Origin of the sequence: Microbacterium oleivorans (assembly GCF_013389665.1) — a bacterium.
Taxonomy (GTDB): domain Bacteria; phylum Actinomycetota; class Actinomycetes; order Actinomycetales; family Microbacteriaceae; genus Microbacterium; species Microbacterium oleivorans_C.
Genome location: NZ_CP058316.1, coordinates 1,544,246 through 1,560,415 on the forward strand (window position 1 = coordinate 1,544,246; position 16,170 = coordinate 1,560,415).

14 protein-coding genes and 1 tRNA gene are annotated in these 16,170 nt (G+C 69.3%); 5 read left to right on the forward strand and 10 right to left on the reverse strand.

Annotated features, from left to right (window positions below; all coding sequences use genetic code 11):
• Positions 1–3: 3 nt before the first annotated feature.
• From HW566_RS07390 to HW566_RS07410, 5 genes are all read left to right on the forward strand, one after another.
• Positions 4–1,020 (forward strand): carbohydrate ABC transporter permease, encoded by a 1,017-nt coding sequence (locus tag HW566_RS07390; RefSeq protein WP_178011676.1) that lies wholly within the window; start codon positions 4–6, stop codon positions 1,018–1,020.
• Positions 1,017–1,913 carry a carbohydrate ABC transporter permease gene (locus HW566_RS07395; protein WP_178011678.1) on the forward strand — a complete coding sequence of 299 codons (897 nt, stop codon included), beginning with the start codon at positions 1,017–1,019 and terminating at the stop codon, positions 1,911–1,913. The genes HW566_RS07390 and HW566_RS07395 overlap by 4 nt, the downstream gene beginning before the upstream one ends.
• A gap of 81 nt (positions 1,914–1,994) precedes the next feature.
• A complete protein-coding gene (locus tag HW566_RS07400) occupies positions 1,995–4,220 on the forward strand; it encodes a beta-xylosidase/alpha-l-arabinosidase (protein ID WP_178014774.1) in 2,226 nt (741 codons plus the stop codon).
• Positions 4,221–4,273: 53 nt separating this feature from the next.
• Positions 4,274–4,528 carry a hypothetical protein gene (locus HW566_RS07405; protein ID WP_178011680.1) on the forward strand — a complete coding sequence of 85 codons (255 nt, stop codon included), beginning with the start codon at positions 4,274–4,276 and terminating at the stop codon, positions 4,526–4,528.
• 60 nt (positions 4,529–4,588) lie between these two features.
• A tRNA-Gly gene (locus tag HW566_RS07410) sits at positions 4,589–4,659 on the forward strand.
• 80 nt (positions 4,660–4,739) lie between these two features.
• Here HW566_RS07410 and HW566_RS07415 read toward each other — a convergent pair.
• The 10 genes from HW566_RS07415 to HW566_RS07460 all read right to left on the reverse strand — a co-directional run bounded on the left by HW566_RS07415 (position 4,740) and on the right by HW566_RS07460 (position 16,168).
• Positions 4,740–6,116 (reverse strand): glycoside hydrolase family 32 protein, encoded by a 1,377-nt coding sequence (locus HW566_RS07415; protein WP_256728919.1) that lies wholly within the window; start codon positions 6,114–6,116, stop codon positions 4,740–4,742.
• An 87-nt stretch (positions 6,117–6,203) separates the two neighbouring features.
• Complete coding sequence (locus HW566_RS07420; RefSeq protein WP_178011682.1) at positions 6,204–7,817, reverse strand: ABC transporter substrate-binding protein; 1,614 nt, start codon at positions 7,815–7,817, stop codon at positions 6,204–6,206.
• 58 nt (positions 7,818–7,875) lie between these two features.
• Positions 7,876–8,853 carry a carbohydrate ABC transporter permease gene (locus tag HW566_RS07425; RefSeq protein WP_178011684.1) on the reverse strand — a complete coding sequence of 326 codons (978 nt, stop codon included), beginning with the start codon at positions 8,851–8,853 and terminating at the stop codon, positions 7,876–7,878.
• A 7-nt stretch (positions 8,854–8,860) separates the two neighbouring features.
• Positions 8,861–9,826 carry an ABC transporter permease gene (locus HW566_RS07430; protein ID WP_178011686.1) on the reverse strand — a complete coding sequence of 322 codons (966 nt, stop codon included), beginning with the start codon at positions 9,824–9,826 and terminating at the stop codon, positions 8,861–8,863.
• Positions 9,823–10,863 (reverse strand): LacI family DNA-binding transcriptional regulator, encoded by a 1,041-nt coding sequence (locus HW566_RS07435; RefSeq protein WP_178011688.1) that lies wholly within the window; start codon positions 10,861–10,863, stop codon positions 9,823–9,825. Before HW566_RS07435 ends, HW566_RS07430 begins: the two co-directional genes overlap by 4 nt.
• A gap of 28 nt (positions 10,864–10,891) precedes the next feature.
• Positions 10,892–13,081 (reverse strand): glycoside hydrolase family 32 protein, encoded by a 2,190-nt coding sequence (locus HW566_RS07440; protein WP_178011690.1) that lies wholly within the window; start codon positions 13,079–13,081, stop codon positions 10,892–10,894.
• A gap of 183 nt (positions 13,082–13,264) precedes the next feature.
• On the reverse strand, positions 13,265–13,885 hold the full coding sequence (locus HW566_RS07445) for a DUF1349 domain-containing protein (RefSeq protein WP_178011692.1): 621 nt from the start codon (positions 13,883–13,885) through the stop codon (positions 13,265–13,267).
• Between the two features lie 33 nt (positions 13,886–13,918).
• Positions 13,919–14,464 (reverse strand): hypothetical protein, encoded by a 546-nt coding sequence (locus HW566_RS07450; RefSeq protein WP_178011694.1) that lies wholly within the window; start codon positions 14,462–14,464, stop codon positions 13,919–13,921.
• Positions 14,465–14,468: 4 nt separating this feature from the next.
• Complete coding sequence (locus HW566_RS07455) at positions 14,469–15,530, reverse strand: C45 family autoproteolytic acyltransferase/hydolase (RefSeq protein WP_178011696.1); 1,062 nt, start codon at positions 15,528–15,530, stop codon at positions 14,469–14,471.
• Positions 15,527–16,168, reverse strand: a complete 642-nt coding sequence (locus tag HW566_RS07460; protein WP_178011697.1) for an FMN-binding negative transcriptional regulator — start codon at positions 16,166–16,168, stop codon at positions 15,527–15,529. Before HW566_RS07460 ends, HW566_RS07455 begins: the two co-directional genes overlap by 4 nt.
• Positions 16,169–16,170 lie beyond the last annotated feature (2 nt).

Consider the following 16,170-nt stretch of genomic DNA (forward strand, 5'->3'; position numbering starts at 1 on the left):
ATCATGTCGATCAGCGAGACGGCCGTGGCGGACGCCGCCACCGGCACGGGACTCGCGGCGCGGGGCGGGGGCGTCACCACGACGCCCCCGCCTTCGCGGCGCCGCCGCGGCATCGGCTGGTCGGGGCGCCTCGAGATCGCGGTGCTCGTCGGGCCCGCGCTGGCGATGTTCGTCGGGTTCGTCATCTTCCCCGTGGTGATGGCCGCCTACTACGGCTTCTTCCGCTGGCAGGGCTACGGCGCCCCCAGCGAGTTCGTCGGGCTGCAGAACTACCTCACGATCCTCACCGACCCCACGTTCGTCGAGGCGCTGAGCCACAACGCGGTGATCGTCGTCGCCTCGCTCGTGCTGCAGGGGCCCGTCGCGGTCCTCCTCGCGCTCTTGCTGAACCGTCGGATGCGAGGGCAGTCGCTCATCCGCGTGCTCATCTTCGTGCCCTACGTCATCGCCGAGGTGGTCGTGGGCACGGGGTTCGGCCTCATGCTGCAGACGCAGGGCGCGCTCAACGGCGCGCTGGAGCAGCTGGGCCTCGGGGCGCTCACCCGCGATTGGATCGCCGACCCCTCGATCGCGATCTGGACCCTCATGGGCATCCTGACGTGGAAGTACGTCGGCTTCGCCGTCATCCTCTTCCTTGCCGGCCTGCAGGGGATCCCCGACGAGCTCTACGAGGCGGCCGCGCTGGACGGCGCGGGCTACTGGCAGATGCATTGGCGCATCACCCTGCCGCTGCTCGCCCCGACGCTGCGCATCTGGGCGTTCCTGTCGATCATCGGCGCCCTGCAGCTGTTCGACCTCGTCTACATCATCTGGGGCCAGTACGTCGCCTCGACCGCGGGGACCTCGACGATGGCGACCTACATGGTCGTCAACGGTCGGAACGCCGGCAGCTACGGATTCGGCAACGCCGTCGCCGTCGTGATCTTCCTCATCTCCCTCGTCGTCGCGATCGTGTACCAGCGGTACGTGCTGCGCCGCGACACGGCGGGGGCCGTCACCGAAGGGAAGAAGGAGCGATGACCGCCCTGACCTCTCCCACCACCCGCGCGATCGTCGCGGCGCCGGCATCCGGTCGTCGCCGTCGCTCCGGCGAACGGCTGCCGTGGGGCAGCCCGCTGGTCTACTTCGTCGCGCTCGTGGTGATCGCGCTCATGCTCGCCCCGGTGCTCTACATCATCATCGGCGGGTTCCGCAGCAACGCCCAGATCACGGTCGACCCGGCCGGGTGGCCCGATCCGTGGAACGTCGAGAACTACCTCACGGTGCTCACCGGCTCGCAGTTCTGGCGTCAGGTGCTCAACTCCACCATCGCGGCCGCCACGACCACGGCCGGTGCCGTCGCCCTCGGCCTCATGGCCAGCTACGTCATCGCGCGCTATCGGTTCCGTGGCCGGGGCGTGCTGTACGCCGTCTTCGCCTCGGGCCTGATGTTCCCCATCACCGTGGCGATCACGCCGCTCTACATCGTCATCCGCGACCTGGGCCTGATGAACTCCCTCGCCGGGATCGTCCTGCCGCAGATCGCGTTCGCCCTCCCGATGACCATCATCATCCTGGTGCCCTTCCTCCGCGCCATCCCCGACGAGATCCAGGAGGCGGCGTTCATCGACGGATGCGGCCGCCTGTCGTTCTTCTGGCGGATGGTGCTGCCGCTGTCGGTGCCGGGCGTGATCACCGTGGGCATCCTCGCCTTCATCGCCAGCTGGAACAGCTACCTGCTGCCGCTGTTCATCCTCAACAACGAGGCCGCCTACACGCTGCCCCTCGGGGTGCAGGCGTTCTCGTCGCAGTACTCCGTCGACACCGCGAAGGTCCTCGCCTTCACCTCCCTTTCGATGCTCCCCGCCCTGGCGTTCTTCAGCCTGTTCGAGCGCCGTATCGTCGGCGGGCTCACCGGCGCCGTCAAGGGCTGATCCCCCCACCACAGAAAGCACGGGACCGTGACTCTGACCGATATCTCCGTCTCCACGCGCGTCGCCGACCTGGTCGCGCGCATGACCCTCGACGAGAAGCTCGCCCAGCTGGTGGGCTTCTGGGTCGATCAGGGCGACGAGGTCGTCGCGCCCATGGCCGGCGAGATGGCCTCGTCGACCGCGTACGCCGAAGCCACCGTCCACGGCCTCGGGCAGCTCACCCGCGTCTACGGCACGCGCCCGGTCGACCCGATCGAACGAGCCGACTGGCTGTGGCGGGAGCAGCGCCGCCTGGTGGGCGAGACCCGCCTCGGGATCCCCGCTCTCGTGCACGAGGAGTGCCTCACCGGCCTCGCGGCCTGGCAGGCGGCGACCTTCCCGACGCCGCTCGCCTGGGGCGCGGCGTTCGACCCCGACCTCGTCGAGGAGATGGGCGCCCTCATCGGGGCTTCGATGCGGGAACTCGGCATCCATCAGGGCCTGGCGCCGGTGCTCGATGTCATCCGCGACCCGCGCTGGGGACGCGTCGACGAGTGCATCGCCGAGGACCCCTACGTCGTGGGCGTCATCGGCAGCGCCTACGTCCGCGGGATGCAGGGCGCCGGGGTGCACGCGACCCTGAAGCACTTCGTCGGCTACTCCGGCTCGCAGGCCGGTCGCAACCACGCGCCCGTGCACGCCGGCCCGCGCGAGATCGCCGATGTGTTCCTGCCGCCGTTCGAGATGGCGGTGCGCGACGGAGGCGTACGGTCGGTCATGAACTCGTACGCCGAGATCGACGGGATGCCGGTGGCGGCGACCCCGGCCTACCTCACCGGGGTGCTGCGCGATGAGTGGGGCTTCGACGGCACCGTCGTGTCCGACTACTTCTCGGTGGCGTTCCTGCAGACCATGCACGCGGTGGCGCGCGACCGGGGCGAGGCGGCCCAGCTGGCCCTCGAGGCGGGGATCGACGTCGAACTGCCCACCGGCGACGCATTCACCGCGCCGCTGGCCGCGCGGGTGCGCGACGGGCAGGTCGACGAGGCGATCGTCGACCGCGCCGTGCGCCGCGTGCTCACGCAGAAAGAGGATCTCGGCCTGCTCGACGAGACCTTCGAGACCCCGCCGGCCGAGATCGACCTCGACTCCCCCGCCCATCGTGCGGTCGCCCGGCGCCTGGCGGAGGAGTCGGTGGTGCTGCTGCGCAACGACGGCGTCCTGCCGCTCGACGCTCCCCGGCGCGTGGCCGTCGTGGGGCCCAACGCCGACAGCGCCGAGGCGCTCATGGGCTGCTACTCGTTCGCGAACCACGTGCTGGCGCATCATCCGGGAGTGCCGCTGGGTTTCGAGATCCCCACGCTCGCGGCATCCCTCACCGCGGCACTGCCGGGTGCCGAGATCGCCGTGACCCGCGGGTGCGATGCCGAAGGAGACGACCGTGCCGGGTTCGCCGAGGCCGAGGCCGCGGCCCGGGCCGCCGACGTCGCGATCGTCGCCGTCGGCGATCGAGCCGGACTCTTCGGGCGCGGGACGGTCGGCGAGGGCAACGACGTCGAGTCGCTCGAGCTTCCCGGGGTGCAGCGCGAGCTGGTCGAGCGCATCATCGCGACCGGGACCCCGGTCGTTCTCGTCGTCCTCTCGGGGCGCCCCTACGCGATCGACTGGGCCCTCGCCGGCGAGGGCGCAGCAGCCGCGGCGCTGCAGGCGTTCTTCCCCGGCGAAGAGGGCGGCCCCGCCATCGCGGGCATCCTGTCGGGCGAGGTCTCGCCGTCGGGCCACCTCCCGGTGTCGCTGCCGCGCTCGGCCGGTGCTCAGCCCTATAGCTACCTGCACCCCGTCCTGGGCGGGATGACCGACATCACCAGCGCCGACAGCACGCCCGCCCTGCCGTTCGGGCACGGCCTGAGCTACACCTCGTTCGCCCGCGACGGCCTGAGCGTCCCGGTCTCGGTCGAGGCCGGGGGAACGTTCACCGCCACCGTGCGCGTTCGCAACACCGGCGACCGCCCGGGCGCCGACCTCGTGCAGCTCTACGCCCGCGACGTCCACGCGAGCGTGACCCGGCCGGTCGCGCAGCTGCTGGGCTTCGCCCGCGTCGAGCTGGAGCCCGGCGCCGGGGCGACCGTCTCGCTCACGGTGCCGACCTCGCGGCTGGCGTTCACGGGACGAGAGGGCGTGCGGATCGTCGAGCCCGGCGCCGTCGAGCTGTGGGTGGGGCCCTCGTGCGCCGAGCGGGAGACCGAGACCGAGATCCAGATCGTCGGCGAGGTGCACCGGGTGGCGTCCGCGGATGCACGCCTGGTGACCGTCGCCGTCGAGCGGTGACCGGGGCCGGGCTGCGTTCCCGGTCGGCACGGCATCCTCGCTAGGGTTCGGGGGTGAACAACGACTATTCCAGCGTGGCCGCGAGCCTCGGCATCGGATTCCTCATCATCGGCCTGGTGATCTACCTCGCGATCCTCGCGCTCGTGCTCTGGGTGAGCTATCTCATCATGCGCACCGCCGTGAAGAACGGCGTCATCCTGGCCATGCGCGAGACGGGGCAGCAGTTCGCCCCCGTCCAACGCCCCGGGTATCCGCCGGCTGCGCCGCCCTACCCGGGGGCATCGGGACCGGCCACCCCCTCGTCCTGACGGTGAGGTTGGGCGCCGTCGCCCTCTCGGGCTAAGCTGGCCGAGCACCTCCGGGTGCACGGGGCTGTAGTTCAATGGCAGAACATCTGCTTCCCAAGCAGATAGCGCGGGTTCGATTCCCGTCAGCCCCTCCGATGTGAAAGGGACGCGACCGACGGTCGCGTCCCTTTCGGATTCGTGGGGTCGCCGACGGGACCGCGCCGCCCTCTCCTCAGCGACCCTCGTCGATGTGCAACCGGTCGAGGGCCGCCGACGGGAACACCTGCTGGGTGATCGTGACCGATCCATCGCCGACGAACACCTCGACGACGGTGCCGTCCGCGATGACGAGGATCTCGAGCTCGCCGTGATCCGTCACGGGGAACGGCGCCCGGTCCACCGATGGGAAGGCGTCGTGGAAGGCCGTCTCACCGCTCGCGGTGCGATCACAGGAGATGGTTCTCTCGGTACCGTCGACGGTGATCAGCAGCCGGTCGCCCGCCGCGTTCGAAAGCACCATCCGCGTCTGTTCGCCCTCGCCCGCCGGAACCCTGGTCCGGAACACCGCGAGCCCCGACTCATCCTCGGGGAGAACGGGGAGCTGGCGGACGCGGAGCCGCCCGTCGGCGCCGCGGATGAGCGAGATCTCGCGCACCAGCGACATCGCCGACCGCCACGGGTGGGTGGGCGTCTGATTCGCGTAGTCCCAGTTGCTCGCCCAGCCGATCATGAGCCGCCGGCCGTCGGGGACGTTGTTGAACGAGACCGCGGCGTAGTAGTCGCGACCGTAGTCGAGCCAGTCGAAGTCGGTCGGGTCATCGTCGTCGCTCAGCCGGTCGGGGGTGAACGTGGACCCGTCGAAATCGCCCACGAAGTACTGCGTTCCGGATCCGCCGGCGATACCGCCCGGGTTCATGCTCACGACGAGCACCCAGCGGCTCTCCGTCGTCCCTTCGACGACGAGCGGAAACAGGTCCGGGCACTCCCACACACCGCCGACGGCATGGGCGGGCCCGAACGACGAGCGGCGTGTCCACGTGATCAGGTCGGGCGAGCTGTAGAAGGCCACCTTCCGCGCCACGGCCTCCACCACGACCATCACCCAATGCCCGTCCTCGCCTCCGTACCAGAACACCTTCGGGTCTCGGAAGTCGGTCGAACCGATGTCGAGCACCGGGTTCCCGTTGTACCGCGTCCATGTCTCGCCCGCATCGACGCTGTACGCCAGCGCCTGCGATTGGTGTGACGCGACGCCTTCCTCGGCGGCACCCGCACTCGTGTAGATCGCGACCAGCGCGGTTTCACCCGCCCGCGCGAATCCGGCGGTGTTCCGCTCGTCCACCACCGCGCTGCCCGAGAAGGCCATCTCGGTGGGCGTGAACCGGATCGCCACGTCACGCTCGTGCCAGGTCACCAGATCCGTCGAGGTCGCGTGCCCCCACGAGATGTTGCCCCACGTGCTTCCGCACGGGTTGGTCTGGAAGAAGAGGTGATACGTCCCCTCGTGGTAGAGCAGTCCGTTCGGGTCGTTGAGCCAGGAGTCGTTCGCGGTGAAGTGCGCGACCGGGCGGAGGTCGACGGCGGATGCTGCGGTCGGGAGGGTATGCAAAGGGTCTCCTGAGGGGATGGTGGCTCACAGTGGCCGGACGGGATGAGAGGGCGGGCGGCGGTCGACGCTCCCCGCCCTCTCGGGTGGTCAGTCGCTCGTTTCGAGGAAGCGGTCGTATGCCTGCTGATAGGTGGCGACGACGTCGTCGATGCCCAGATCCCTCAGCTGTGCGACGTACGCGTCCCACTCGTCGTCGACGTTCGCGTTCACGACCCACGACGCGAACTTCTCCTTGACGAGCGTGTTGATGTCGGTGTTGGCGAATGACACGACGTCGAGCTCCTCGTTCGAGAGGAGAACCGGGGGGTAGGCGTCGTTGGCCTGGAACGGTTCGTAGTACTCGGCCACGAGGTCCTGGCGCTCCTTCGCGCGCGGCTCCGGAGCCACGACGTTCTCGAAGTCCTCGGCCGTGATGATCCGCGGGCCGTTGGGGGCGACGCTCTGGCGGCGCTCACCCTCCGACTCGCCGGGCCCGACCGGGATCTGAACGAGAACACCGTTCGCGTCCTCCTCGAGAGTGGTGCCGATGGGCCCCCAGCTCGACTGCGCCGACATGACGGGATCGAGCAGACGATCAGCCCACCGCATGGTCGCGGCCGGGTACTCGTTCGCGCGGGTGATGGCCATCGCGCCGCGGCTCACGTCGGGGTAGTTCGAGGCGCTTGCGCGCTTCTCGCCGTCGCTTCCCTCCAGGATGCCCACGAGGGCGTAGTCGTCGACCCGGTCGGCGCCCACCATCTCCTTCAGCTCCCACCAGAAGAACGAGCCGAGGATCGGGGTCTCGGACTTGCCCTTGGACAGGTAGGCGACGTCGTCCTGCGAGAACGACTCCGGGTCGATCAGTCCGTCCGCGTACCATTCGCCCAGTGCCGCCACGCCGGCCTTGTACTCCTCGGTGTCGGCGGTGAACTCCACCTCGCCGTCACGCACGATGCGGTGATCGTTGTTCTCGGGCTGCCCCCCGAGCGCGGCGATGAGGTCGTGCGGGTTGGCGCAGAACGAGTCGGTGCGGAAGGACAGCGGGATCTCGTCTGCGACCCCGTTCCCGTTCGGGTCTTCGGTCTTGAAGGCCTGCAGCGCCGCGTGGTACTCCTCCACGGTGGTGGGGATCGGCAGTCCGACGGCATCCAGCCAGGACGTGTTGATGTACAGGAAGTTCGGATACGTCACGATGCCCAGCTCCTCGACGGAGGGCAGTGTGTAGATGTGCCCGTCGGAGGCGGTCAGGGCCGCCCGGATGTCGGGCCGCTGCTCGAGGATCGCGCTCAGGGTCGGCGCGTGTTCCTCGATCAGGTCCTCCAGGGGAAGCAGGGTCCCGTTCTCACCGTTCTCGATGATCTCCGCATCCGTCAGCCCGGTGTTGAACAGCACGTCCGGAAGGTCCCCGCTGGCGAGCATGAGGTTCTTCTTCTCGGCGTACACCTGATCGGGCAGGTTCTCCCACGTGATCGCGATGTTGGTGTCGGCCTCCCACTGCTGCACCAGCTCCATCGTGGAGTAGTCCGGGGCCAGCGGCGCCTTGACTCCGCCGAAGGTGAGGGTCAGCTTGTCGTCGACGATGGGCAGCCCTTCGGCGTTGAATCCGAAATCGGCTGACTTGTCGGTCAGCTCGGTGTCACCGGCGCCGCCGGTGCAGCCGGCGAGGAGCACGGCACTCGTGACGGCGACGGCCGACGCGGTCAGGAAACGACTGTGTTTCATGGTCTTCTTTCGTTGTGGTTGCGGATGGGTGAGGATCACGAGGCGACCGGCGGTGCGGTCAGCTCTTCACCGCGCCGAGGAGCGCGCCCTTGGTGAAGTGCTTCTGCATGAACGGCAGCACGATGAGGAGGGGGACCGTGGAGACGACGATCATTCCGTACTTGATCAGCTCGCCCAGACGCTGCGCGGCCGCGTAGGAATCGAGCGCCCCCGTGCCCCCGGCGGCGGACACCTCCGACTGGATGAGGACATTGCGCAGGACCAGCTGCAGCGGGTACTTGCTCTCGTCGTTGAGGAAGATGAGCGCGTCGAAGAAGGCGTTCCAGTTGGCGACGAGGTGGATCATGATCATCAGGAAGATCAGCGGCTTCGACAGCGGGAGCACGATCTGCAGGAAGAACCGGAAGTCGTTGGCGCCGTCCAGCTGTGCCGCCTCCCTCAACTCCGCAGGCACGTTGTTCTCGAAGAAGGCGCGCGCGATGATCAGGTTCCACACGCCGATGGCGCCGGGGAGGACCACCGCCCAGATGGTGTCGAGCATCCCCAGGTCGCGCACCACGAGGTACCGGGCGATCAGGCCGCCGTCGATGAACATCGTGATGATGAACAACAGCATGAAGAACGTCCGGCCGAAGAGGTCCTTGCGCGAGAGCGCGTACGCCGCGCACAGGATCGCCACGACGCTGATCGCCGTGCCCACGACGGTGTAGAGGATCGAGTTGCCGAAAGCCCGGACGATGGTGGCGTCCGAGAAGATGCGGGCATACCCCTCCAGCGTGAAGCCGCGGGGCCACAGCCACACGTTCCCGTTCAGGATCTCGGAGGGCTCGCTGACCGAGGCGATCAGGATGAAGTACAGCGGGTAGAGGATCGCGACGATCGCGACGAGGAGCATTCCGACGGCGACGACGTTGAAGGCGGGGTCGGCGACGCGATCGGTCCAGCGGCGCGCGGCCGCGGCGGGCGGCGCGGCTTTCGGCCGGCGCGGGGAGGGAGGAGCCGTCGCGGTGCGCGGCGTCGGGGCGATGTCGGTCATGATGCCCTCACCAGAGAGTCGATTGTCCGGCCCGCTTCGCGACCCAGTTGAAGGTCATCAGCAGGATGAAGTTGATCAGGGAGTTGAACAGACCGATCGCCGCCGAGTAGCTGAACTGCGCCTGCTGCAGGCCGATCTTGTACACGTAGGTCTGGATGACCTCGGATGTGGAGAGGTTCAGGTCGGTCTGCATGAGCAGGACCTTCTCGAAACCGAGGTTGAAGAGGTTTCCGATGGCAAGGATGAACAGGATCGTGATCACGGGCATGATCCCGGGGATGTCGATGTGCCGGATCCGCTGCCACTTGTTGGCGCCGTCCACGCGCGCGGCCTCATGCAGCGCCGGATCGATGGCCGTCAGTGCCGCGAGGTAGACGATCATCGAGAACCCGGCGGTCTGCCAGATGTCCGAGCCGATGTACAGCGGACGGAACCATTCGGGCGATCCCATGAAGAAGACCGGGTCGCCTCCGAACGCGACGATGGCGTTGTTGATGATCCCCGCGCGCGGCGAGAACAGCAGGAAGATCATCCCGACGACGACCACGACCGAGATGAAGGACGGCGAGTAGAGGACGGTCTGCGTGAACTTCTTGAACCGCTCGCTCTGCAGCTGGTTGACGATGAGCGCGAGGATGATCGGCACCGGGAAGGCGATGAGCAGGCCGAGCGAGTTGACCGTGAGCGTGTTGGCGATGAGTCGTTCGAACTGGAAGGAGCCGACGAACCGCGCGAAGTGCTCGAGACCGACCCAGGGGCTCCCCGCGAATCCCGACGCCGGGTTGTAGTCGCGGAAGGCGATCTGGGCGCCGTACATCGGCCAGTACTTGAAGACGACGACGTAGATCAGGGCGGGCGTCAGTAATACGTATAACTGCCAGGACCGCACGGCGCGACGGAACACAGCCTTCGGCCTCTTGTCCCGGGGACGAGCCGCCGCAGCGCTGGTGCGATCGGAGGTCTGTGTTGTCATGTGCGCTTCCTTGCTCTCGCCACGGATCCGCGCTGGATCAGCGAACAGTCGATCGCCGTCCGAGCGGGCATCTTCGACGAATCGGTCAGCAGAATCTCCAGCGCCCGACGCGCCATCGCCTCGTACGGGAGCTCCACCGTGGTCAATCCCGGGTCCAGGAACGGGGCCACCATCTCGTGATTGTCGAAACCCACGATGGAGCAGTCCCGGCCGGCGCGCAGTCCGAGCGACTCGAGCGCACGGTACGCGCCCCAGGCGGTGCGGTCGTTACCGCAGAAGATGGCCGTCGGCGGATCGGACTCGGCGAGAAGCTCCAGCGTGAGAGCCAGGCCGTCCTCGACGACGCCGTCGCCGCTGCGGATCAGGGCCTCGTCCTGGGGCAGGCCAGCCTCGTCGAGAGCACGTCGATAGCCCGCGAGTCGGCCGATTCCGGCCGGCAGGTCGCTCCCGGGCGGCTGGATGTTGATCATCGCGATGCGGGAGTGACCCGCTTCCACGAGGTGGCGCGTCGCCGCGTACCCGCCGCCCTCCTCGTTCGGGAAGACGCTGGCGACGGTGCCCGCTCGATCCTGCGCGTTGACCACGACCGTGGGGATCTCGCTCAACCTGTCGGGGACGTCCACCAGGCGGTGGTACATCGACGCGTACACGACGCCTTTGACGCGGTACGACAGCATCATGTCGAGCGCGGCGGCTTCGAGGTCCGGCTCGTTGAAGGTGTCGACGCTGAGGATGACGTTGCCCGTCTCCCACGCGTGATGCTGTGCGCCCTTCAGGAGCCGGCCGGCGAAGGGCGAGCTCGCCACCTCGTCGGAGATGAAGCCGATCATCTCGGACTCACCACTGCGCAACGACTTCGCGAAGGCGTTCGTGCGGTAGCCCAGCTCCTCCACAGCCGCCATGACCCGCTCACGGGTGGCATCGTTGACGCGCGTTCCGCCGACGTTGTTGAGCACAAGCGAGACGGTGGCCTGCGACACCCCGGCACGATCGGCCACCTGCCACATCGTCGCCGTGTTTCCCGCTTTGCGCGCCATTGCCCTCGTCCTCGAGTTATTCGTATAACTACCGTACACGTCGCGGCTCTTCGCGCGCAACGGGCGGCATGGAGGACGGTGCGGCGGCACCCTCGGCCGCGCGGTCGAAGGCATGACCGAGGACGTGGATCTCCAGACGCTCGACGCGCGCCGCCGGAGCAAGACGCAGCCGCACCCCGTCGGCGTCGCCCGAGACGGGGTACGCACGCGTCGTCATCGACACGCGGTCGTCGATGTACATCTCGATCATCGAGCCGTCGATGACGATCCGTGCATGCACGGCCGGACGACGCCGCCGCGCGAGGCTGCGCCGCGCTTCGGTGTGCTCGTCGGCGAGGCTGCTGCGAGTCCGATCCACCCACACCGCCGTGTCGGAGACCCCCAGGACGGTGGCCTCCCGCCCGTCCGCGCTGCGAAGCACGTCGATCTCGAATCCGCCGCCGACGACATCGAGCTCGATGTCCAGGTGCCGGCCGCGTGCCAGGTCGTGGTCGGCGCCCGGCTCGCGTCGCTCGCGGCGCAGGGACGCGAGTTCGGCCACAGGCTTCACTCCGATCTCGCCGTCGGCGTGAAGCCCCAGCTGCAACGGCCATCCGGCGTTGTGCGCCCAGCCGGAATCGGCGAGCTCCGTCATGCTGCGCTTGTCCTGAGTGATGCTCCACAGCACGGCGCGACCGTCCTCGAGCACGGTCCCACTCGGCCCGGTCAGGTGGCCGCCCCCGTCGAACTCCCGCGGTTCATCGTGGTCCGGTTCGAAGACCCCCGCCGCCGCATCCCAGACGCCGACCCAGTGCCACACGTGCTGGAGGTGGTGCTCGTTCGGACCGGCCCACCACGGTGCCACGAACAGAGCGTGTCGCGCCCGACCGTCGACTCCCACCCCGATGGGCAGCAGAACGGGCAGCTCCCACATGACCCCGGTCGCGGGGAACGCGCTCACGTCGCCCACGAGAAGCGGCGGCCGCTGCTCCCACCGCGTCCCGTCGGAGGATGCGAACAGGAGCGCCACCCCGCCGACACCCGAGAGCCCGGCGCCCACGGTCAAGAACCAGCGCTCCCCCTCGCGCCAGACGAACGGGTCGCGGAACTGACCGGGGATCAGCGGCTCCCTCCTGCCCGGGACCGAGTCGGGCATGCTCAGCACGGCGTGCCGATCCGCGTCCCAACCGCGACCGCGCGGCCGAGCCACGGCGATCGACTGATCCGGGGATCGCGACATATCGCCCGCCGTGAAGAAGAGCAGATGCTCGCCGCCCGCGCCGCGAACCGAACTCCCGCTCCAGATGCCGTGAGGCGCCACGGTGGTATCCGCGGGCGCGAGCGCCATCGGCTCATCCCGCCAATGGGCGAGATCAGTGCTCACCGCGTGCCCCCACGCGATGTCGCCCCAGTAGGGGCCCGTCGGATTGTGCTGCCAGAAGATGTGATGCACACCGCCGATCTGAATGGCCGCATGCGGCTCGTTCATCCAGCCCTGCGCGGCTGTCACGTGCGCGATCGGCCGATAGGGGTCGGCCCCGTAGCGTGACCGATCCGGGTCCGTGTCGACATCCCCGCCGACGACGGCCGTATCCGGCGGCCCCGGGAAGTTCGAGTCCGTCACGTCCGAGGAGATCATCTCGACAGTCGCGCGCGCGAGCGCGCCGTTGGCCACGGCGGTGCGCACGACCCCGGCGATGCGCGGCGCGTCCGCCGAGCGCCCGACGAGGATGACGGGCGGAACCGTCACCGCGGCCACTGCTGTCGCCCACACCCCGGCCGGGCGGCCGTCGAGATACAGGTGCACCGCGCCGTCCAGGACGAGGAGCTCAAGGTAGTGCCACCGGTCCCGTTCGAGTCGCAGCTCACCGACGAACAGCTCCCCTGCCACGGCGCCCGCGACATGACCTGTACAGGAATGACCGAGGGCCACCCCTCCGGCCCCGTCCGTCGCATCGATGAGCGCCGTGAAGCCGCGCGCGTCGCCCCCGGCGATCGCGCGCGGCGCGAACCAGGTCGACAGTCGCACGTTCACGTCTTCGCGTGCGCGTCCGCGGCGCTCGACCCATGTCGTCCAGCCGTCGAGGTAGAGGGCTTCCTGGCCCGCCGCGGGGCCGCGCCGCGGCGATCGCAGTACGGCTTGCTGGGGTGCAGCCGCGTCGACGACGATCGTCGTCGTCCCGCCTGATACATCGGTGGCCTTCAGTGGATCGCCCGCGAACATCAGGTCGAAGATCATGCAGTGCCCCATCCGGTCGCCACCCCTGCGTGGCCAGGTTAATCGTATAACCAGACTATAGGGCGGCCCGCGGCGCAGTTCAAGGTCTCGACTGACCGCCTGCGCCGACTCTTCGGCGAGTCCCCCCGAGCGAACGTGTCGGCGCGTCGGTTCTGACGCGACCCACGGGGCGGCACCCGTGCCTCAGCTTCCGTCGCGGGTGTCGCCGAGCAGTCCGTGGCTCAGGCGGATGTCGCTGAAGACCGCGTCGCACCGGTCGCCGAGCGGCGCTTGGCTGAGGAAGCCCACGTACGTCGTTCCGGACGCGACCGGCAGACGGAACAGGCGTACGAAGCTCCACCGCTCCCCGTCGGGCGAGGAGTGGAAGGCCCACGCATCGTCGCCGAGGAAGGCGACCCGCAGATGGATGCTCGTGCCGGTGACGAGGTGGGAGTTGACGTCGTCGGAGTACGTGTTCGTCACGACGCTGACGACCATCGTGTCGCCCTCCGGAGAGTTCTCGAAGCAGACCTTGGCCCAGTGATCCCGATCCGACCAGATCGAGAGGGCACCGGCGTCGAAGGTGGAGCGTACGCCCGTGATGGACACCTTCGCCGAGAGCATGAACGGCCGGGACGGCGCCACGAAGGCCAGACTCGCCGCCCGATGCTGCTGCGCCCCGCCCGTCGCGTCGTTGGTCCAGTCGGCGCCGGGGGCGCTGCGGAGAGTGAGCGTCTGCGTCGACGGCTCCACCGTCGCGTCACCGTCGACGGGGACCCACGACAGGGCGGGGAGGGCATCGAGCACGAGGCGAGGACGGGTCATGACCCCATCCTCTCGTCATCGCTGCGAGCCCGCTCACACAGCGACGACGGCCGCCAGCATCGTCACCACCGAGACGACCATGGCGACAGCGTGCACACGGTGCAGAGGATGCGCCATCGCTCGGAGGTGACGCATGGTCGTCGCGACGTAACCGACCACGAGCGCACCGACAGCCACGCTGAGCACTCCACCGGACATGTGACCGTGTGCACCCGGATCCGACGCGCCGGGGCCGGGGAAGGTCATGACGCTCATCAGCGCCGCCATCACGATCAGCCCGAGCGCGACGTGCACGCCCAGCGGGCAAGCCGGCCCCCGCGAACCCCCCGCGGGGCGGCCGGCGCCGGCCGCGGCGCCCCGCCGGACGATCACCGCGAGCACGAGCGCGAGCACGACCTGGACGGCGGCCCACCAGATCGTCGACCCCGAGCCCGACACGACACCGTCGATCATCGCGGCCGACATCGCGACCGAACCGCCGATCGCCCCGGCGTGCGCCCAGCGCGGACGCAGCGCGAGGGCGAGCGTGCCCGCGAGCGCCGCGGCGAGCGCCGTCGCGTGCAGGAGGATCGACAGCATCCGGTCAGACCGCGGCGAACCGCCGCCAGGGAGCGGATGCCGCGTCCCGGGGCGCCGCGGCCGCGAACTCCAGCGACGGGTCGGCGACGTCGAGCGCGACGGTGAGCTTGGTCTCCCACCGAACGTGCGCGGGCTGATCCGCGCGCGGGCGCACCGAGATCCCCGGCCCGGGTACCGAGCCGAAAGCGAGTGCGCGTTCGCGCGACGCGGCGATACCGGCCAGATCGGCATTGTCGACGAGGCAGTCGTAGCGCGGGATGCTCGTCGTCTCGTACGGCGAGTACTCCCCCGCGGCGAGCGCCGGGTCGAGGAAGTGATTCGTGTGCGCGAAGGTCTCCCCCCGCGCCACCGGCAGCACGGCCACACCCGCCGGGGCCACCTCGATGGCTGCGGCCCCGTCGCGACCCACCACCGTGAGCACGCTCGATGCCGCCAGCGGCACCGATCGAGCGATCGAGACCGCCTCGTCGATGCTGACGGCGTCGTCGAGGATCATCCGCGAGAGCACATGCACGGGCACGCCCGGCTGCGAGCCGTCGGAGCGGTGATGGAGGATGTTGAAGTGCACGCCCAGACCGCGGTCGTTCACGCCGATCTTGGCGGGCTGACCGAACTCGCAGAACGCCGCGACCCGCGTACCCGACGCACTGCGCCATCGGCGTACGACCGTCTCGTTCGAGAGCGTCTCGTGCCAGTCCCACGTCTGCAGCGTGCGCGGGGCATCCCCCGACGACGGCACGTGCACGATGGTCGAGCACTCCATCGAGGGCGTCATGCGGGCGAGGATCTCGGTGCGAGCGGTCAGCAGCAGGATGTCGGCGACGGCGAGTCCGCTGCCCGCTGCGACGCCCCGGAATTCGGCGGCGACCTCCGGGGCGTGCTCGAGGGTGGCCGCGCCGCTCTGGCGCGCGACCGAGCGCGCGACGTCCTCGGGCACCCCGGATCGGGCGAAGAGGTCGAGATAGGCATCCCGCGCTGCTCGCAGCTGCGGCGCCCAGGCGGCCCCGAACCGGCGCCCCTCGGCTTCGGTGTCCCCGTCGCCGGAGGCCCACTCGTGCACGATCACGAGGTCGCTCCGATGCGCTCGATGAGCGAGGCGACGTCGCCGTGGCCGCATCCGCGCTCGCGGGCGGCTGAGGCCACCCGCGAGCGGACATCGGCCGGCTTGTCCTGACTCAGCTTGAACACGGCACGCTGATCGGTGATCTCGAAGCGGAACGACACGACCCCGCCGACGATGCGCTCGAAGGTCGGAAGGGAGGCGGTCGGGTCCCAGGCGGAGGGCTCCAGCGCCTCGAGCTCGTGCACGGTCCGGGTGACGACGTGCATGCTCGCCTGCGGGTCGTCGAGCACGGTCACGCGCGCAGTGAGGTGCACGGCGGCGTAGTCCCACGTCGGCACGTTCGGGTCGTCGGCGTACGCGGTCGGGGAGACGTAGCCGTGCGGACCCGAGAAGATCAGCAGGATCGGCTGGCCGTCGCGCAGCGACATCCACTGCGGGTTCTTCCGGGCGATGTGGCCGATCAGCTCACCGCCGACCAGCGCCTCGCCATCGGCGAGACGCTCGATGATCACGGGTGTATGGGTCGCGGTGGGCGCTTCATCGGCGCCGCCGCCCGAGACGACGAGGGCGAAGGGATTGCTGCGCACCAGATGCGTGACCTCGTGCTGCGAGGGGGCGCGGTAGGACGGGAACTCGTGCACCG

Bases quoted from the DNA above. Each gene is read 5' to 3' on its own strand.
- HW566_RS07395 (WP_178011678.1), top strand. From the start codon at position 1,017: ATGACCGCCCTGACCTCTCCCACCACCCGCGCGATCGTCGCGGCGCCG.
- HW566_RS07450 (WP_178011694.1), bottom strand. From the start codon at position 14,464: ATGCTGTCGATCCTCCTGCACGCGACGGCGCTCGCCGCGGCGCTCGCG.
- HW566_RS07430 (WP_178011686.1), bottom strand. From the start codon at position 9,826: ATGACAACACAGACCTCCGATCGCACCAGCGCTGCGGCGGCTCGTCCC.
- HW566_RS07420 (WP_178011682.1), bottom strand. From the start codon at position 7,817: ATGAAACACAGTCGTTTCCTGACCGCGTCGGCCGTCGCCGTCACGAGT.
- HW566_RS07425 (WP_178011684.1), bottom strand. From the start codon at position 8,853: ATGACCGACATCGCCCCGACGCCGCGCACCGCGACGGCTCCTCCCTCC.
- HW566_RS07445 (WP_178011692.1), bottom strand. From the start codon at position 13,885: ATGACCCGTCCTCGCCTCGTGCTCGATGCCCTCCCCGCCCTGTCGTGG.
- HW566_RS07390 (WP_178011676.1), top strand. From the start codon at position 4: ATGTCGATCAGCGAGACGGCCGTGGCGGACGCCGCCACCGGCACGGGA.
- HW566_RS07400 (WP_178014774.1), top strand. From the start codon at position 1,995: ATGACCCTCGACGAGAAGCTCGCCCAGCTGGTGGGCTTCTGGGTCGAT.
- HW566_RS07435 (WP_178011688.1), bottom strand. From the start codon at position 10,863: ATGGCGCGCAAAGCGGGAAACACGGCGACGATGTGGCAGGTGGCCGAT.
- HW566_RS07440 (WP_178011690.1), bottom strand. From the start codon at position 13,081: ATGATCTTCGACCTGATGTTCGCGGGCGATCCACTGAAGGCCACCGAT.